This is a genomic window from Polaromonas sp. LjRoot131, from assembly GCF_964252805.1.
Taxonomy (GTDB): Bacteria; Pseudomonadota; Gammaproteobacteria; order Burkholderiales; family Burkholderiaceae_C; genus Polaromonas.
In genome coordinates this window covers 270,090-284,979 of the sequence record NZ_CAXUPF020000004.1, presented here as the reverse complement: position 1 = coordinate 284,979, position 14,890 = coordinate 270,090, and the positions used below count along the sequence as shown (strand labels likewise).

The window sequence follows — 14,890 nt, the reverse complement described above, 5'->3', positions numbered from 1 at the left end:
AAGATAGAATGTGGTTCTTTCTAATGAAATGTTCCGCGTTAAACGCCGGCTTGTCAAGCCGCGCGGCGCGCAAGCCTTGAAAGGTGCCATGCCCCGCAAAGCCCAGATCGAATCCCTTGCCGACAGCCATGCCGCGCCTGGCGGCGCGGCCGCGGTGGACCGCGCCCTGACCCTGCTGTCGGCTTTCCGCGCGGGCGACACCTCGCTGAGCCTGGCGGAACTTGCGAGCCGCACGCAGCTGTACAAAAGCACGGTGCTGCGCTTGCTGGCCTCGCTCGAGCACGCCCGCCTGGTGCAGCGCCTGGACGACGGCAGCTACGGGCTGGGCAATGAGGTGGCGCGGCTTAACGCGGTGTATGCCGCCTCTTTTTCGCTGGACCGCGTGGTGCTGCCGGTGCTGCGCGAGCTGGTCGCGGCCACCGGCGAGAGCGCGGCCTACCATGTGCGCCAGGGCGAGGCCCGCCTGTGCCTGTACCGCGTGGACTCGCCGCAGCCGATCCGCGACCACATCCGGGCCGGTGACCTGCTGCCTGCTGATCGCGGCACGGGCGCCCGCATCCTGATCGCGTTCGACACCGACAGGGCAAGGGCCGCCGCGCGAAAAGACCATCCGCTTTACGCCAGGATCCGCGAACAGGGTTACTACACCGCTGTGGGCGACCGGCTGGCCGAGGTGGCCGGCATTTCAGCGCCGGTGTTCAGGGCCGACGGCATGCTGGCGGGCGCGGTGACGCTGACCATGCCTGCCAACCGTTACAGCGAAACCCATGTCAAGCCGGTACTTGAAGCCGCCCGCCGTCTGACAGGCCAGGTTTAGACCGTGAACAGGTTCTAAGCCCGTCTCGCTTCAGCCCTGCGCGGTCGCGCCTTCGATGCGCCACTGGATGTTGAGCGAAAACTGTTCCCCCGGCCCCAGCACACGCAGGCCGGGTTGCCCCGGCAGGTGGAAGGCATCGATGGGCTGCGTGATGGGCTCAAAACAAAACGCCGGCCCTTGCGGCGGCCGGTAGACCAGGCAAAAGTGCTGCGCCGCGCCGCCGTCCTCCTCAAAGTCCGGCATGCGGGCCGTGAGCTGCAGACCCAGTTCGGGCCAGGTGATGCGGGCTTCGCCGCCCCAACCGGTGTAGCCGTTGTCGATGAGCGGGCCGTTGGCCGGCGCGCCTTCGTTCAGGTTCCAGCCGGCCGGGAAGTCCGTCGTGTGCCCAACCGGCAAGGGATCATCACCACAGAGCCAAACGCCCTGAACCGGTGCGGTGATCCGCGTTTGAGGAGTGCGGGGAAACCAGGGGTGCACGCCCAGGCCGTAGGGCAGCGGCGCGTCGCCCAGGTGGCGCACCTGTACCTGCTGGTCCAGCCCGCCATCCACCAGCCGGAAGGTCTGCACGGCCTCGTAGTCATACGGGTTGCCATCGAAGCCGCGCGACACCAGCGTCATCACCAGCGTGTCGGCGGCCGGCTGCGAAAGCTGCCAGGGCTGCAGCCAGCCGTCGCCATGGATGGGATAGGGTTCGCCCTTGCGGTTGGGCCGCATCGCGTGAAACCGCCCCGCATGCGTAAAGCCGCCGCCACTGATGCGGTTGGACCAGGGCACCATGGCAAATGAGGCAGTCTGGTAGAGGTCTTCTGTTTTGCCGTCCCAGGGCCGCCAGAGGTCCAGCGGCCCTTGCGGGCGGTCAAGTTGCCAGGCGGCCACGCTGCCGCCCAGCGAGGGCAGCAGCCCCAGGTGCTGGCCGGCGTGGCGCAGCCAGACAACGGAATGCGCGGAATCGGTCATATTGATCTTTCAGGGGCTAGGCTGTCCAGGGGGTGTTTGTCCATGGCGTCAGCCGCCGAACAAACCGGCGGGCAGGCCGGGGCTGTCCATGGCCACCGCGAACAGGCCGCCGGCCAGCGGCTGGTCGGCGAGCTGCGCCGGGGTCAGCCCGGTTCGGGCGGTGCTGATAAACAGCGTGCGCATGTCCGGCCCGCCAAAGGCGCAGTTGGTCACATGGCTGGTCGGCAGCGGCACGCGGCAGAGCTCCCGCGCGGTGGCCGGGTCATGGCAGCTGACGCAGGCGCCGCCCCAGTGGGCAATCCACAGGCGGCCCGCGGCGTCGGTGGTCATGCCGTCGGGCACGCCGTCACCCGGCGCAAAAGCCAGCCAGAGCCGCTTGTTCGACAAGGTGCCGGCGCCGGCATCGAAGTCATAGGCATAGATGCGGCCGTTGACCGTGTCGTTGAAATACAGGCTGCGCATGTCGATAGACCAGGTGGGGCCGTTGGTCACCGCAAAACCTTCCTCATGGCGCGTGCATCGGCCGTCCGGGTCGTAGCGGTACAGCGCGCCGGTCGGGGCCGTGCAATCAAAGTCCATGGTCCCGGCCCAGAAACTGCCTTGCGCATCACACTTGCCGTCATTGAAGCGATTGCCCGGCAAGCCGGCCTCCGGCTGGTGCAGGTAGCTCGGCCCGGTGTCCGACGCCGGGTCAAACAGCGCGAAGCCGCGCCGCAGGGTCACGATCAGGCCGGGCGCATAGGCCCGTTCGGCCAGCGCCGAAATCTCCTCGTCAAAAGACCAACTGCTGCGCGCACCGGTGGCCGGGCGGAAGCGGTGCAGGCGGCGCCCAAGAATGTCCACCCAGTACAGCGACTGCTCGCGCGGCGACCACAGGGTACCTTCACCAAGCAGGGCTCCGGCCGGATGAACGCAATGCGCCCTGCCGGGCAGCGCCAGGGTCGTGGGCGTGTCCAGAATTGATGTCACTGATGTCCCCGTGTTGCGAGCCGGTGTATTGGCACGACTGGCCTCTTGCTCTTGACGCGATGGATAATATCAATGCATAGTGATGTTGAAAACTTATTATTTATAAATTCATTGATACATAAATTGCAATGTCAAACATTTCCAGCCCTCTTCCCATGCGCACCGCTCCCGCCGCCGGCACCCTGTCCGTCTTCCCCAGCCTGAACCGGCGATCAGTATTTGTCACCGGCGGAGGAAGCGGCATAGGCGCCGCCATCGTGACCGCGTTTGCGCAACAGGGCGCGCGCGTTGCCTTTATTGATGTCGCGAAGGAAGCCAGTGAGGCGCTTGCGCAGCAACTCGCGGATGCAGGGCACACCCGCCCGTGGTGGCGCGCCTGCGACGTGCGGGACGTGGCCGCGCTACAGGCCGCGGTGGCCGACGCGGCGAGCGCACTGGGCGATTTTTCGGTGCTGGTCAACAACGTTGCCAGCGATGACCGCCACAGCCTGGAGTCCGTGACCCCCGCCTACTATGACGACCGTATCGCGATCAACGAGCGGCCGGCTTTTTTTGCGATCCAGTCGGTGGTGCCGGGCATGCAGCGGCTGGGCGCCGGCTCCATCATCAACCTGGGCTCCACCGGCTGGCAGGGCAAGGGCACGGGCTACCCGTGCTACGCCATCGCCAAGTCTTCGGTGAACGGCCTGACGCGCGGCCTCGCGAAAACACTGGGCCGCGACCGCATCCGCATCAACACCGTCTCGCCGGGCTGGGTCATGACCGAGCGGCAGATCGAGCTCTGGCTGAATGCCGAAGGCGAGAAGGAGCTCGAGCGCAACCAGTGCCTGCCCGACAAACTGCTGCCCCACGACATCGCCCGCATGGTGCTGTTCCTGGCCTCCGATGACGCCGCGATGTGCACGGCGCAGGAGTTCAAGGTGGATGCCGGCTGGGTCTGACTTTGTGCCCTAATCCGCTTCGAGCTTGCGGCCGTAGAGCGTGAAGCTCGCCGTCTTCAGCGCCTTCATCATGACCTTGGCGGCGGGCGAAGGCAGGCGGTCGGTGCGGGTGATGATGCCGAAGGCGTCCATGTGGCAGGGCATGTCCAGCGGCAGCACCGAGACGATGCCGTGCGCGGCGTAATACCGCGCCACGTCGGCCGCGACCACGGCCACCATGTCGCTTTGCTGCAGCATGCGCGTGATGAAAAGCAGTGCTGAGGACTCGACCACGTTGATGGGCGGCGCCAGCCCGTCTTCCTGGAACATCAGCTCGAACCGGTGCCGCAGCACGCTGCCCGCGGGCGGCACGATCCAGGCGGCCGCCACCACGTCGCGCAGGGTGAGGCCCGACACGCCCAGCAGCGGATGCCCGGGCCTCGCCATGGCGCAGACCGGTTCCTCGACCAGGGGCTCGTAGCGCAGATTCGTCTTGTCGTGCTCGGCAAACAGGCGTGCCACCAGGATGTCGAGCCTGCCCTGCTCCAGCCGCTCCAGCAGGACCGGGCTGGTTTCGATGTCCAGCGAGATGCGCAGGCTGGGGTGCTCCTGTTTGACCACGGCGACCGCGGACGGCAGCAGGGCCAGCCCCGGCGAGGTGATCGCGCCTATGCCGACATGGCCGAAGTGCCCGGTTTTGAGCGCGGTGAGCTCGTCGTGCGCCTGGTTCAGGCTGGCCAGCGCCATGCGCGCGTGGCGGATCATGGTCTCGCCGTACCAGGTCGGCCGCATGCCGCGCGGAAGGCGCTCGAACAGCGGGACCTCCAGCACGTCTTCCAGGTCCTTGAGCAGCTTGGACGCGGCCGGCTGCGTCATGCTCAGAACCTGCGCCGCGCGGTGAATGTTGCCTTCTTCGGCGAGCGCCACCAGCAGCAGCAATTGCCGGGTTTTGAGTCGCGCGCGTATGAACCAGTGGTTGTAGGTGCTCATGGGGTTTTCCAGAATGCGTAGAACGATATCTGTTTTATCAAAAAAACGATTAGATCGATATCAAAATGAATCATAGACTGCAGCGTGACAAAAAACGAGGCTTTCATGAAATTCGGCGAAGTGCAGCAAAGCGCGCGGCATTACATCAACGGGCGCTGGGAAACCGGCACCACCACGGGCATCAGCACCAATCCCTCGGATACACGGGAAGTGGTGAGCGAATACGCGCGTGCCGACCGCAACCAGACCGAACTCGCCATTCGGGCCGCCTCCGAGGCTTTGCCGCACTGGAGCCACAGCACCCCGCAGCGCCGCGCCGACGTACTCGACCAGATCGGCAGCGAGATCCTGGCGCGCAAGGATGAGCTGGGCATGCTGTTGGCGCGGGAAGAAGGCAAAACGCTGCCCGAAGGCGTGGGCGAAGCGGCGCGGGCCGGCCAGATCTTCAAGTTTTTCGCAGGAGAAGCGCTGCGTGTCCAGGGCGAGACCATGGCATCGGTGCGGCCCGGCATCCAGGTCGACGTGACGCGTGAACCCGTCGGCGTGGTGGGCATCATCGCGCCGTGGAATTTCCCGCTGGCGATTCCGGCCTGGAAGATCGCACCCGCGTTGGCCTATGGCAACACGGTGGTCTTCAAGCCGGCCGAGCTGGTCGCCACCTGCGGCTGGGCGCTGGCGGAAATCATCAGCCGCTGCGGCTTGCCCGCGGGCGTGTTCAACCTGGTCATGGGCAGCGGCCGGGAGGTCGGGCAAACGCTGGTCGACCATCCGCTGGTCCATGCGCTGAGCTTCACAGGCTCGGTGGCGACCGGCGAACGCATTCTGCAGTCCGCCGCCGCGCGCCGCGCCAAGGTGCAGCTTGAAATGGGCGGCAAAAATCCCCTGGTGGTGCTGGCCGACGCCGACCTTGACCGGGCCGTCGATTGCGCGGTGCAGGGTTCGTACTTTTCGACGGGCCAGCGCTGCACCGCGTCCAGCCGCCTCATTGTCGAGGCGCCTGTGCACGACGCATTCGTCGCCCGGCTGCGCCACCGCATCGCCGCGCTCAAAGTGGGCCACGCGCTGGAACAGGGTATCGAAATGGGGCCGGTGGTTGACCAGGGCCAGCTTGAGCTGAACCAGTCGTATCTGGAGATCGGGCGCAACGAGGGCGCCGAGCATGTCTGGGGCGGCGAACTGCTGGAACGCCCGACACCGGGGCATTACATGAACCCGGCGCTTTTCCTGGCCCGGCCCGAGCACCGCATCGCGCGCGAAGAGATTTTCGGGCCCGTGGCCTGCGTGCTGCAGGCCGATGACTTTGACCACGCGCTGGCCCTGGCCAACGACACGCCTTTCGGCCTGTGCGCCGGCATCTGCACCAGCTCCCTCAAGCACGCCATGCATTTCAAGCGCAACGCCGAGGTCGGCATGACCATGGTGAACCTGCCCACGGCGGGTGTCGACTTTCACGTGCCCTTCGGCGGCCGCAAGGGCTCGAGCTACGGCCCGCGCGAGCAGGGCCGCTACGCCGCGGAGTTCTACACCACGGTCAAGACCGGCTACGTGCTGGCCTGAGCGTATGAAGATCACGGGAGAGCTGTCAGTTCCATTTCAACCAAAGGAGACAATATGAAGATCCATCGCCGAACCCTTGCCGCCGCGCTTGCGTGCGCCCCCCTTGCCGGCTTGCTGCCGGTCTCGGCCTGGGCGCAAAAGCCCATCGTGCTGGGCTTTAGCCAGGTGGGCGCGGAAAGCGAATGGCGCACCGCCAACACCGAATCCATCAAGTCGGCCGCCAAGGAGGCCGGCATTGAACTGAAGTTCTCGGATGCGCAGCAGAAGCAGGAGAACCAGATCAAGGCGATCCGCTCTTTCATTGCGCAAAAAGTGGATGTGATCGCGTTCTCGCCCGTGGTCGAATCGGGCTGGGAAACCGTTCTGCGCGAGGCCAAGGCCGCCAAGATCCCGGTGGTCCTGACCGACCGCTCCGTCAACGTCAAGGACACCTCGCTGTATGTGTCGTTCATGGGTTCCGACTTTGTCGAAGAAGGCCGCAAGGCGGGCCGCTGGCTGGTCGAAAAAATGAAAGGCACAAGCGGCCAGGTCAATATCGTCGAGCTGCAGGGAACCGTGGGCTCCGCACCGGCCATCGACCGCAAAAAGGGTTTTGAAGAAATCATCAAGGCCGACCCGAAGTTCAAGATCATCCGTTCGCAGACCGGCGACTTCACCCGGGCCAAGGGCAAGGAGGTGATGGAAGCCTTCCTCAAGGCCGAGGGCAAGAAGATCAATGTGCTCTACGCGCACAACGACGACATGGCGATAGGCGCGATCCAGGCGATTGAAGAGGCGGGCATGAAGCCGGCAAAAGACATCACCATCATTTCGATCGACGCCGTCAAGGGCGCTTTTGAGGCCATGATGGCCGGCAAGCTCAATGTGTCCGTGGAATGCAGCCCCTTGCTGGGCCCGCAGCTGATGGCCGCGGTCAAGGACATCAAGGCCGGCAAGCCGGTTCAGAAACGTATCGTTACCGAAGAAGGGATTTTTCCGATGGAAGTGGCGGCCAAGGAATTCCCCAAGCGTAAATACTGATTTGTGCGCTGCAATAGCGCACCGATACTGAAAAATTCATTCATAACACTCTAGGAGACAATTTCATGAAGCGTACTTTTCTGAAGACATTGCTGGCCGGGATGGCCCTGGGCGCCGTGGGCATCGCACCGCTGGCCCATGCCCAGGACAAGGGCAGCATCGGCATCTCGATGCCGACCAAATCCTCGGCCCGCTGGATCGCCGACGGCGACAACATGGTCAAGGTGCTCAAGGAGCGCGGCTACAAGACCGACCTGCAATACGCCGATGACGACATCCCGAACCAGCTCGCCCAGATCGAGAACATGATCACCAAGGGCGCGAAGGTCCTGGTGATCGCGTCCATCGACGGCACCACCCTGTCCAAGGCATTGCAGAACGCGGCCGACAAGGGCGTCAAGGTCATCGCCTATGACCGCCTGATCAAGGGTTCGAAGAACGTCGACTACTACGCCACCTTCGACAACTTCCAGGTGGGCGTGCTGCAGGCCACCTCCATCGTCGACAAGCTGGGCCTGAAGCAGGGCAAGGGTCCTTTCAACATCGAGCTCTTCGGCGGCTCCCCGGACGACAACAACGCCTTCTTCTTCTACGACGGCGCCATGAGTGTGCTCAAGCCCTACATCGACAGCGGCAAGCTGGTGGTGCGCAGCAAGCAACTGGGCATGAACAAGGTCGGCACGCTGCGCTGGGACGGCGCGGTCGCACAGGCACGCATGGACAACCTGCTCTCGGCCTACTACGGCAAGGAAAAAGTCCACGCGGTCCTGTCGCCTTATGACGGCCTGTCCATCGGCATCCTGTCCTCGCTCAAAGGCGTCGGCTACTGCACGGCGCAGCAGCCTTGCCCGGTGGTCAGCGGGCAGGACGCCGAAATTCCTTCGGTGAAGTCCATCCTGAAAGGCGAGCAGTACTCGACCGTCTTCAAGGACACGCGTGAGCTGGCCAAGGTGACGGCCAACATGGTGGACGCCACCCTCTCCGGCAAGCAGCCCGAGATCAATGACACCAAAACCTACAACAACGGCGTGAAGGTGGTGCCCTCCTACCTGCTCAAGCCGGTGGCTGTGGATGCCTCCAACTGGAACCAGGTGCTGATCGGCAGCGGTTACTACAAAGAGTCGCAGATCAAGTAACCCGGCTTGAAGCTTGAACGACGGTCTCGTGCCGCAAGGCACGGGACTGTTTACGCCCATGGGTGTCCATCACCTCTGGAGCGATTTTTGTACCAAAGGACAGGCATTGGAAACGATTCTCGAGATGCGCGACATCCGCAAGACCTTTCCCGGGGTGGTCGCGCTGAACAAGGTCAACCTGCGCGTGCGCGCCGGGGAGATCCATGCCGTCGTCGGTGAAAACGGTGCCGGCAAGTCGACCTTGATGAAGGTGCTCTCCGGGGTCTACCCGCACGGCTCCTACGACGGCGCGATTGTGTATGAAGGGCAGGAGCGCCGCTTCCTGGGTATCCATGACAGCGAGCAGCTGGGCGTCATCATCATCCACCAGGAGCTGGCGCTGGTGCCGCTGCTGTCGATTGCCGAGAACATCTTCCTGGGCAACGAGACCGCGCAGCGCGGCGTGATCGACTGGATGGCCGCGCACAGCAAGACGCAGGCGCTGCTGAAAAAGGTGGGCCTCAAGGAGTCGCCCGCCACGCTGATCACGGACATCGGCGTGGGCAAGCAGCAGCTGGTGGAAATCGCCAAGGCCCTGTCCCGGCAGGTCAAGCTGCTCATCCTCGACGAACCCACGGCCAGCCTCAATGAAGGCGACAGCCAGGCGCTGCTGGACCTCCTGCTGGAGCTCAAGGGCCAGGGCATCACCTGCATCCTCATTTCGCACAAGCTCAACGAAATTTCACGCGTGGCGGACGCCATCACCATCCTGCGCGACGGCAGCACCGTGGAGACGCTGGACTGCCGTGCTGCCGACCCCATCAGCGAAGACCGCGTGATCCGCGGCATGGTGGGCCGCGAGATGGCCGACCGCTACCCGCCGCGCGAGCCGCAGATCGGCGAAACCGTGTTTGAAGTGCGCGACTGGAGCGTCTACCACCCGCTGCACACCGACAGGCAGTTCATCAAGGGCGTCAACCTGCAGGTGCGGCGCGGTGAAATCGTCGGCGTTGCCGGGCTGATGGGGGCGGGGCGCACGGAGCTCGCCATGAGCATCTTCGGCCGTTCATGGGGTCGCCGCATCAGCGGCCAGGTCCTGCTCAACGGCCAGCCCATCGATGTGGGCAGCGTGGAGAAAGCTGTCCGCCACGGCTTGGCCTATGTGACCGAAGACCGCAAGGGCAACGGACTGGTGCTGAACGAAGACATCCAGTTCAACGTCTCGCTGGCCAACCTCAAGGGCGTCTCAAGCGCCTCCGTGATCGACAGCGGCCGCGAATACCAGGTCGCGCAAAGCTACCGCGAAAAACTCCGCATCCGGTGCTCAAGCGTCGGCCAGAAAGTGCTCAACCTCTCGGGCGGGAACCAGCAGAAAGTGGTGCTCGGGAAATGGCTGTTTACCAGCCCCGAAGTGCTCATCCTCGACGAGCCCACGCGCGGCATCGACGTGGGCGCCAAGTACGAGATTTACACCCTGATGGCCCAGCTCGCGGCCGAAGGGAAATGCATCATCATGATTTCCTCGGAAATGCCCGAATTGCTGGGCATGACGGACCGCATCTACGTCATGAACGAAGGCCGTTTCATCGCCGAGATGCCGACGGCCCAGGCCTCCCAGGAAAAGATCATGCGCGCGATCATGAAAGCAAGCTGAAATGAACAACGAGTCTTCCAACACCACCGCGATTGCGGCAAAAACCGCCGCTGCCGGCGACAAATCGCCGCTCGACTACCTGAAGCACAACTTCCGCGAGTACGGCATGCTGATCACGCTGGTGGCCATCATGGGCTTCTTCCAGTACATGACCGAGGGCACGCTCATGCAGCCCCTCAACCTCACCAACCTGGTCCTGCAGAACAGCTACATCGTCATCATGGCGTTGGGCATGCTGATGGTGATCGTGGCCGGGCATATCGACCTGTCGGTCGGTTCGGTGTGCGGCTTCATCGGCGCGCTGGCGGCCGTGCTGATGGTGGAGTACGGCTGGCATTTCGTGCCGGCCTCGCTGGTGTGCCTGGTCTGCGGCGCGCTGATAGGCGGGGTTCAGGGCTGGTTTGTCGCCTTCTTCCGCATCCCTTCTTTTATCGTCACGCTGGCCGGCATGCTGGTGTTCAAGGGGCTGGCGCTGGCACTGCTGCAAGGCCAGTCGGTCGGCCCCTTCCCCGATTCTTTCCAGATGCTCAGCTCGGGTTTCATGCCCGACCTGCTGAGCACCGACGGCCTGCGCATGACCTCGCTGCTGCTGGGCGTGGCGCTGGCCGCCGTGCTCGCCGTGGCCGGCATACGCGCGCGGGCCAAGCAGCTCAAGCACGGCATCCAGGCCGAGCCCGCCGCCATTTTCTTCGTCAAAACGGCGATGTTCTCGGCGCTGCTGATCTATTTCAGCTACCTGCTGGCTTCCTACAGGGGGCTGCCGAATGTGCTGATCGTGATGGCCGCGCTGATTTTCCTGTTCCACTTCATCACGGGCCGCACCACCATCGGGCGGCGCGTCTATGCGCTGGGCGGCAACGAAAAGGCCGCCAAGCTGTCGGGCATCAAGACCGAGCGCCTGGCCTTTTACACCTTCGTGAACATGGGCGTGCTGGCGGCGCTGGCGGGCCTGGTGTTCGCCGCGCGCCTGAATACCGCGACGCCCAAGGCCGGCCTGGGCTTTGAGCTCGACGTCATCGCCGCCTGTTTCATCGGCGGGGCCTCGGCTTCGGGCGGTGTCGGCAAGGTCATGGGCGCGGTGATCGGTGCGTTTGTGATGGGCGTGATGAACAACGGCATGTCCATCCTGGGCATAGGCATCGACTACCAGCAGGTCATCAAGGGCGTGGTGCTGCTGGCCGCCGTGTTTGTCGACGTCTACAACAAGAACAAGGCATGAAACCCCCGGCCGTTGCGAAGGCGAATACCGCGGCGCATGGCGCGAAGGCCGCGCCATGACCGTGGCCGACGCCGCCCCTGTGCTGGAGCTTGCGGGCATCCACAAACAGTTCGCGGGTATTCCGGCCTTGCAGGATGTGCGCTTGCGCCTGTATCCCGGTGAAATCCATGCCTTGATGGGGCAAAACGGCGCGGGCAAATCGACACTGATCAAGGTCCTGACCGGCGTGCTGGAGGCCAGCGGCGGCCAGATGCAGCTGGAGGGAAAACCGGTATGGCCCGACTCTCCCCTGGCCGCGCAGCGGCTGGGCATCAGCACGGTCTACCAGGAAGTCAATCTCTGCCCCAACCTGTCGGTGGCCGAAAACATCTTCGCGGGCCGCTATCCGCGGTATGGCCTTGCGCAGGGATTTCGCATCGACTGGACCACCGTGAACCGCCGCGCGCGCGAACTGGTCGCGCGCATGGGCCTGGACATCGACGTCTCGCGCCTGCTGTCCAGCTACCCGGTCGCCGTGCAGCAACTGGTGGCCATTGCGCGCGCCATCGGCATTGAATCGAAAGTGCTGATCCTCGACGAGCCGACCTCCAGCCTCGACGACGACGAGGTGCAAAAACTCTTTGAGGTGCTGCGGCGCCTGCGCGGCGAGGGGCTGGCCATTGTTTTTGTCACCCATTTCCTGAACCAGGTGTATGCGGTGTCGGATCGCATCACCGTGCTGCGCAACGGCAGCTGGGTCGGTGAGTGGCGTGCCAGTGAACTGGGGCCGCAGGCGCTGATTGCGGCCATGCTGGGCCGGGAGCTTGCCGCGCAATCCACCGCCGCCGCCGTGCCTCCGGAATTTGACGATGCCGCGCCGGCGCTTTTGCAAGCCGAAGGCCTGGGCCAGGCCGGCCAGTTGCAGGCCGTGGACCTGCGCGTGCGCGCCGGCGAGGTCGTGGGCCTGGCCGGGCTGCTGGGTGCGGGCCGCACGGAACTGGCGCGCCTGCTGTTCGGCCTGGAGACACCGGACCGCGGCGTGCTCAGGATAGCCGGCGAGACGGTCACGTTTTCCAACCCTGCCGACGCGATCCGGCACGGCCTCGCCCTGTGCCCCGAGGAGCGCAAGACCGATGGCATCGTGGCCGAGCTGTCGGTCCGGGAAAACATCGCGCTGGCGCTGCAGGCCCGCATGGGCATGCGCCGGTTTCTCTCGCGCGCCGAGCAGACCGCTTTGGCCGAACGTTTTGTCCAGGCCATGGGCATCAAGACCACGAGTGTGGACACCCCCATCGGCCTGCTGTCGGGCGGCAACCAGCAAAAGGCCATGATCGCGCGCTGGCTCGCGACCGAGCCGCGCCTGCTGATCCTGGACGAGCCCACGCGCGGCATCGATGTGGCCGCGAAGCAGGAAATCATGGAGCAGATCCTGCGCCTGGCCCAGGCCGGCATGGCCGTAATTTTCATCTCGTCCGAGATGAGCGAGGTGGTGCGCGTGGCGCACCGCATCGTGGTGCTGCGGGACCGCCGCAAGGTGGGTGAGTTGCCCGCCGGCAGCAGCGAAGACACCGTCTACGAGTTGATCGCGGCTGAACATGTCTGAAGCTTCCCACTCCCCCCTGACGGTGCTGCTTCGGCACCGCCTGGCCTGGCCGCTCATCACGCTGTTCCTGCTGCTGGCCGTGAACACGGTCTTTAATTCCAGTTTCCTGCACATCGAGTGGCGTGACGGCCATTTGTACGGAAGCCTGATCGACATCCTCAACCGGGCCGCGCCGCTGGTGCTGGTGTCGCTGGGCATGACCATGGTGATCGCCACCCGCGGCATCGACATCTCCGTGGGGGCCGTGGTGGCCATCGCGGCGGCGGTGGCCGCCTGGATGATAGGCGGCTCGGTGGCGGGCAGCGTGAGCCGCTTCCCCATGCCGCTGGCGATTCTCGCGGCGCTGGGCATCGCGCTGCTGTGCGGGCTGTGGAACGGCTTGCTGGTCGCCAGGGTGGGCATGCAACCCATCATCGCCACGCTGATCCTCATGGTGGCGGGCCGCGGCATCGCACAGCTCATCACCGGCGGCCAGATCATCACCATTTATTACACGCCGTTTTTCTTCCTGGGCAGCGGCTACCTGCTGGGCCTGCCTTTCTCGCTGTTCATCGTGGCGGGGGTGTTTGCCCTGCTCTACCTGGCGGTGACGCGCACGGCCCTGGGGTTGTTCATCCAGGCTGTGGGAATCAACCCGACCGCGGCGCGCGTCGCCGGTGTCCAGGCGCGGCGGCTGGTGGTCGCGGCCTACGCCTTCTGCGGTGTGTGCGCGGGCATTGCGGGCTTGCTGATCAGCTCCAACGTCAAAAGCGCCGACGGCAACAACGCCGGCCAGCTGCTGGAGCTTGATGCGATCCTGGCGGTCACGCTGGGCGGCACGGCGCTCACGGGCGGGCGCTTCAGCCTGGTGGGCAGCGTGATAGGCGCGCTCATCATCCAGGCCCTGACGTACGCCATCTATTCGCTGGGCGTGCCGCCCGAGATCAACCTGGTGGTCAAGGCCGTGGTGGTGTTTGCCGTGATGCTGCTGCAATCACCTGAATTCCGGGCCGAGATCGGCATCTGGATGCGGCGGCCGGCCGCGCGGGGGATGCGGCCATGAGCCGGGCGGTGACCCCTTCCATTGGAGCAGCCGCGCCCCTGCCGGCGGCCGCGGCGGCGCCAGCCGTGCGCTTCAACCCGAAATACCTGCCGCTGGCGGCCACCATCTCGCTCTTCGTCGCCATGGCGACCATGGGCTCGGTGTTCTACAGCGGGTTTTTCTCGGCGCAGGTTTTTCTCAACCTGCTGATTGACAACGCCTTCCTGGTCATCGTTGCCGTGGGCATGACATTCGTCATTCTTTCGGGCGGCATCGACCTGTCCGTCGGCTCCGTGGTGGCGCTGACCACCATGGTCTCGGCCGCGCTGGTGGAGCACCACGGCTGGAGCCCGGCCGCGGTGATTCCGCTGGTGCTGCTCATGGGCACGGGATTCGGCGCCTTCATGGGCTTTCTGATCGAGCGCTTTCGCCTGCAGCCCTTCATCGTCACGCTGGCCGGCATGTTTCTGGCGCGCGGCCTGTGCTATCTGATCAGCGTCGATTCCATCAGCATCACCAACGAGTCCTATTCGGAGATTTCGCAGTTGCGTATTCCCTTGTGGGAAGGCGCCTCGCTGTCCATCAGCGCCGTGATCGCCCTCGTGGTGCTGCTCGCCGCGGTGTTCATCGCGCACTGCACGCCCTTCGGCCGCGCCGTGTATGCCGTCGGCGGCAACGAGCAGTCGGCGCTGCTGATGGGTTTGCCGGTGCGCCGCACGCTGGTGGGGGTCTACACACTGTCGGGTTTTTGCTCGGCGCTCGCCGGTGTGGTGTTCACCTTCTACATGCTCTCGGGCTACGGGCTGCACGCCACCGGCCTGGAGCTTGACGCCATTGCCGCCGTGGTGATAGGCGGAACGCTGCTCAGCGGCGGCGTGGGGTATGTGGCCGGCACCCTGTTCGGGGTGCTGATGCTGGGAATCATCCAGACCCTGATTTCTTTTGACGGCACCCTCAGTTCCTGGTGGACGCGCATCGTCGTCGGTGTGCTGCTGTTTGTTTTTTGCCTGTTGCAAAGGCTGCTGGCAAACCGTGGCCCCAAATCCTCTTGAAACCTCATCGACCAGAC

Annotated in this window: 13 protein-coding genes; 10 read left to right on the top strand and 3 right to left on the bottom strand. The window is 64.7% G+C overall.

All coding sequences use genetic code 11. The features are described 5' to 3' along the window. The first annotated feature begins 88 nt into the window (after positions 1–88). A complete protein-coding gene (locus ACSQ27_RS18905; protein ID WP_436157026.1) occupies positions 89–817 on the top strand; it encodes an IclR family transcriptional regulator in 729 nt (242 codons plus the stop codon). Positions 818–847: 30 nt separating this feature from the next. On the opposite strand, the gene ACSQ27_RS18900 is transcribed toward ACSQ27_RS18905, so the two are convergent. Continuing rightward, positions 848–1,774 (bottom strand): aldose 1-epimerase, encoded by a 927-nt coding sequence (locus tag ACSQ27_RS18900; protein ID WP_436157025.1) that lies wholly within the window; start codon positions 1,772–1,774, stop codon positions 848–850. Positions 1,775–1,822: 48 nt separating this feature from the next. After that, positions 1,823–2,743: an SMP-30/gluconolactonase/LRE family protein gene (locus ACSQ27_RS18895; protein WP_436157024.1), complete on the bottom strand. Its 921-nt coding sequence runs from the start codon at positions 2,741–2,743 to the stop codon at positions 1,823–1,825. Between the two features lie 155 nt (positions 2,744–2,898). On the opposite strand from ACSQ27_RS18895, the gene ACSQ27_RS18890 reads away from it, so the two are divergent. Then, the gene (locus ACSQ27_RS18890) at positions 2,899–3,684 is read left to right on the top strand and encodes an SDR family NAD(P)-dependent oxidoreductase (protein ID WP_436157023.1); all 786 of its coding nucleotides are present in this window, start codon (positions 2,899–2,901) and stop codon (positions 3,682–3,684) included. A gap of 9 nt (positions 3,685–3,693) precedes the next feature. On the opposite strand, the gene ACSQ27_RS18885 is transcribed toward ACSQ27_RS18890, so the two are convergent. Next, positions 3,694–4,653 carry a LysR family transcriptional regulator gene (locus tag ACSQ27_RS18885; RefSeq protein ID WP_436157022.1) on the bottom strand — a complete coding sequence of 320 codons (960 nt, stop codon included), beginning with the start codon at positions 4,651–4,653 and terminating at the stop codon, positions 3,694–3,696. Positions 4,654–4,758: 105 nt separating this feature from the next. On the opposite strand from ACSQ27_RS18885, the gene ACSQ27_RS18880 reads away from it, so the two are divergent. The 8 genes from ACSQ27_RS18880 (at position 4,759) to yjfF (ending at position 14,873) form a co-directional block, all read left to right on the top strand. Continuing rightward, on the top strand, positions 4,759–6,210 hold the full coding sequence (locus ACSQ27_RS18880; protein ID WP_436157021.1) for an aldehyde dehydrogenase family protein: 1,452 nt from the start codon (positions 4,759–4,761) through the stop codon (positions 6,208–6,210). A 54-nt stretch (positions 6,211–6,264) separates the two neighbouring features. Beyond that, on the top strand, positions 6,265–7,230 hold the full coding sequence (locus ACSQ27_RS18875; protein ID WP_436157020.1) for an ABC transporter substrate-binding protein: 966 nt from the start codon (positions 6,265–6,267) through the stop codon (positions 7,228–7,230). Between the two features lie 65 nt (positions 7,231–7,295). Then, a complete protein-coding gene (gene chvE / locus ACSQ27_RS18870) occupies positions 7,296–8,366 on the top strand; it encodes a multiple monosaccharide ABC transporter substrate-binding protein (RefSeq protein WP_436157019.1) in 1,071 nt (356 codons plus the stop codon). Between the two features lie 124 nt (positions 8,367–8,490). Further along, on the top strand, positions 8,491–9,999 hold the full coding sequence (mmsA, locus tag ACSQ27_RS18865; protein WP_436157258.1) for a multiple monosaccharide ABC transporter ATP-binding protein: 1,509 nt from the start codon (positions 8,491–8,493) through the stop codon (positions 9,997–9,999). A gap of 1 nt (position 10,000) precedes the next feature. Continuing rightward, on the top strand, positions 10,001–11,218 hold the full coding sequence (mmsB, locus tag ACSQ27_RS18860; protein WP_436157018.1) for a multiple monosaccharide ABC transporter permease: 1,218 nt from the start codon (positions 10,001–10,003) through the stop codon (positions 11,216–11,218). 55 nt (positions 11,219–11,273) lie between these two features. After that, entirely contained in the window at positions 11,274–12,800 is a 1,527-nt protein-coding gene (locus tag ACSQ27_RS18855) for a sugar ABC transporter ATP-binding protein (RefSeq protein ID WP_436157017.1), read from the top strand. Then, a complete protein-coding gene (locus ACSQ27_RS18850; protein WP_436157016.1) occupies positions 12,793–13,842 on the top strand; it encodes an ABC transporter permease in 1,050 nt (349 codons plus the stop codon). Before ACSQ27_RS18855 ends, ACSQ27_RS18850 begins: the two co-directional genes overlap by 8 nt. After that, the gene (gene yjfF / locus ACSQ27_RS18845; RefSeq protein WP_436157015.1) at positions 13,839–14,873 is read left to right on the top strand and encodes a galactofuranose ABC transporter, permease protein YjfF; all 1,035 of its coding nucleotides are present in this window, start codon (positions 13,839–13,841) and stop codon (positions 14,871–14,873) included. Before ACSQ27_RS18850 ends, yjfF begins: the two co-directional genes overlap by 4 nt. Positions 14,874–14,890 lie beyond the last annotated feature (17 nt).

Excerpts from the sequence above, each read along its gene's own strand:
- ACSQ27_RS18885 (WP_436157022.1), bottom strand. The coding sequence starts at position 4,653 with ATGAGCACCTACAACCACTGGTTCATACGCGCGCGACTCAAAACCCGG.
- mmsB (WP_436157018.1), top strand. The coding sequence starts at position 10,001 with ATGAACAACGAGTCTTCCAACACCACCGCGATTGCGGCAAAAACCGCC.
- ACSQ27_RS18890 (WP_436157023.1), top strand. The coding sequence starts at position 2,899 with ATGCGCACCGCTCCCGCCGCCGGCACCCTGTCCGTCTTCCCCAGCCTG.
- chvE (WP_436157019.1), top strand. The coding sequence starts at position 7,296 with ATGAAGCGTACTTTTCTGAAGACATTGCTGGCCGGGATGGCCCTGGGC.
- ACSQ27_RS18875 (WP_436157020.1), top strand. The coding sequence starts at position 6,265 with ATGAAGATCCATCGCCGAACCCTTGCCGCCGCGCTTGCGTGCGCCCCC.
- ACSQ27_RS18900 (WP_436157025.1), bottom strand. The coding sequence starts at position 1,774 with ATGACCGATTCCGCGCATTCCGTTGTCTGGCTGCGCCACGCCGGCCAG.
- ACSQ27_RS18855 (WP_436157017.1), top strand. The coding sequence starts at position 11,274 with ATGACCGTGGCCGACGCCGCCCCTGTGCTGGAGCTTGCGGGCATCCAC.
- yjfF (WP_436157015.1), top strand. The coding sequence starts at position 13,839 with ATGAGCCGGGCGGTGACCCCTTCCATTGGAGCAGCCGCGCCCCTGCCG.
- mmsA (WP_436157258.1), top strand. The coding sequence starts at position 8,491 with ATGCGCGACATCCGCAAGACCTTTCCCGGGGTGGTCGCGCTGAACAAG.
- ACSQ27_RS18850 (WP_436157016.1), top strand. The coding sequence starts at position 12,793 with ATGTCTGAAGCTTCCCACTCCCCCCTGACGGTGCTGCTTCGGCACCGC.
- ACSQ27_RS18880 (WP_436157021.1), top strand. The coding sequence starts at position 4,759 with ATGAAATTCGGCGAAGTGCAGCAAAGCGCGCGGCATTACATCAACGGG.
- ACSQ27_RS18905 (WP_436157026.1), top strand. The coding sequence starts at position 89 with ATGCCCCGCAAAGCCCAGATCGAATCCCTTGCCGACAGCCATGCCGCG.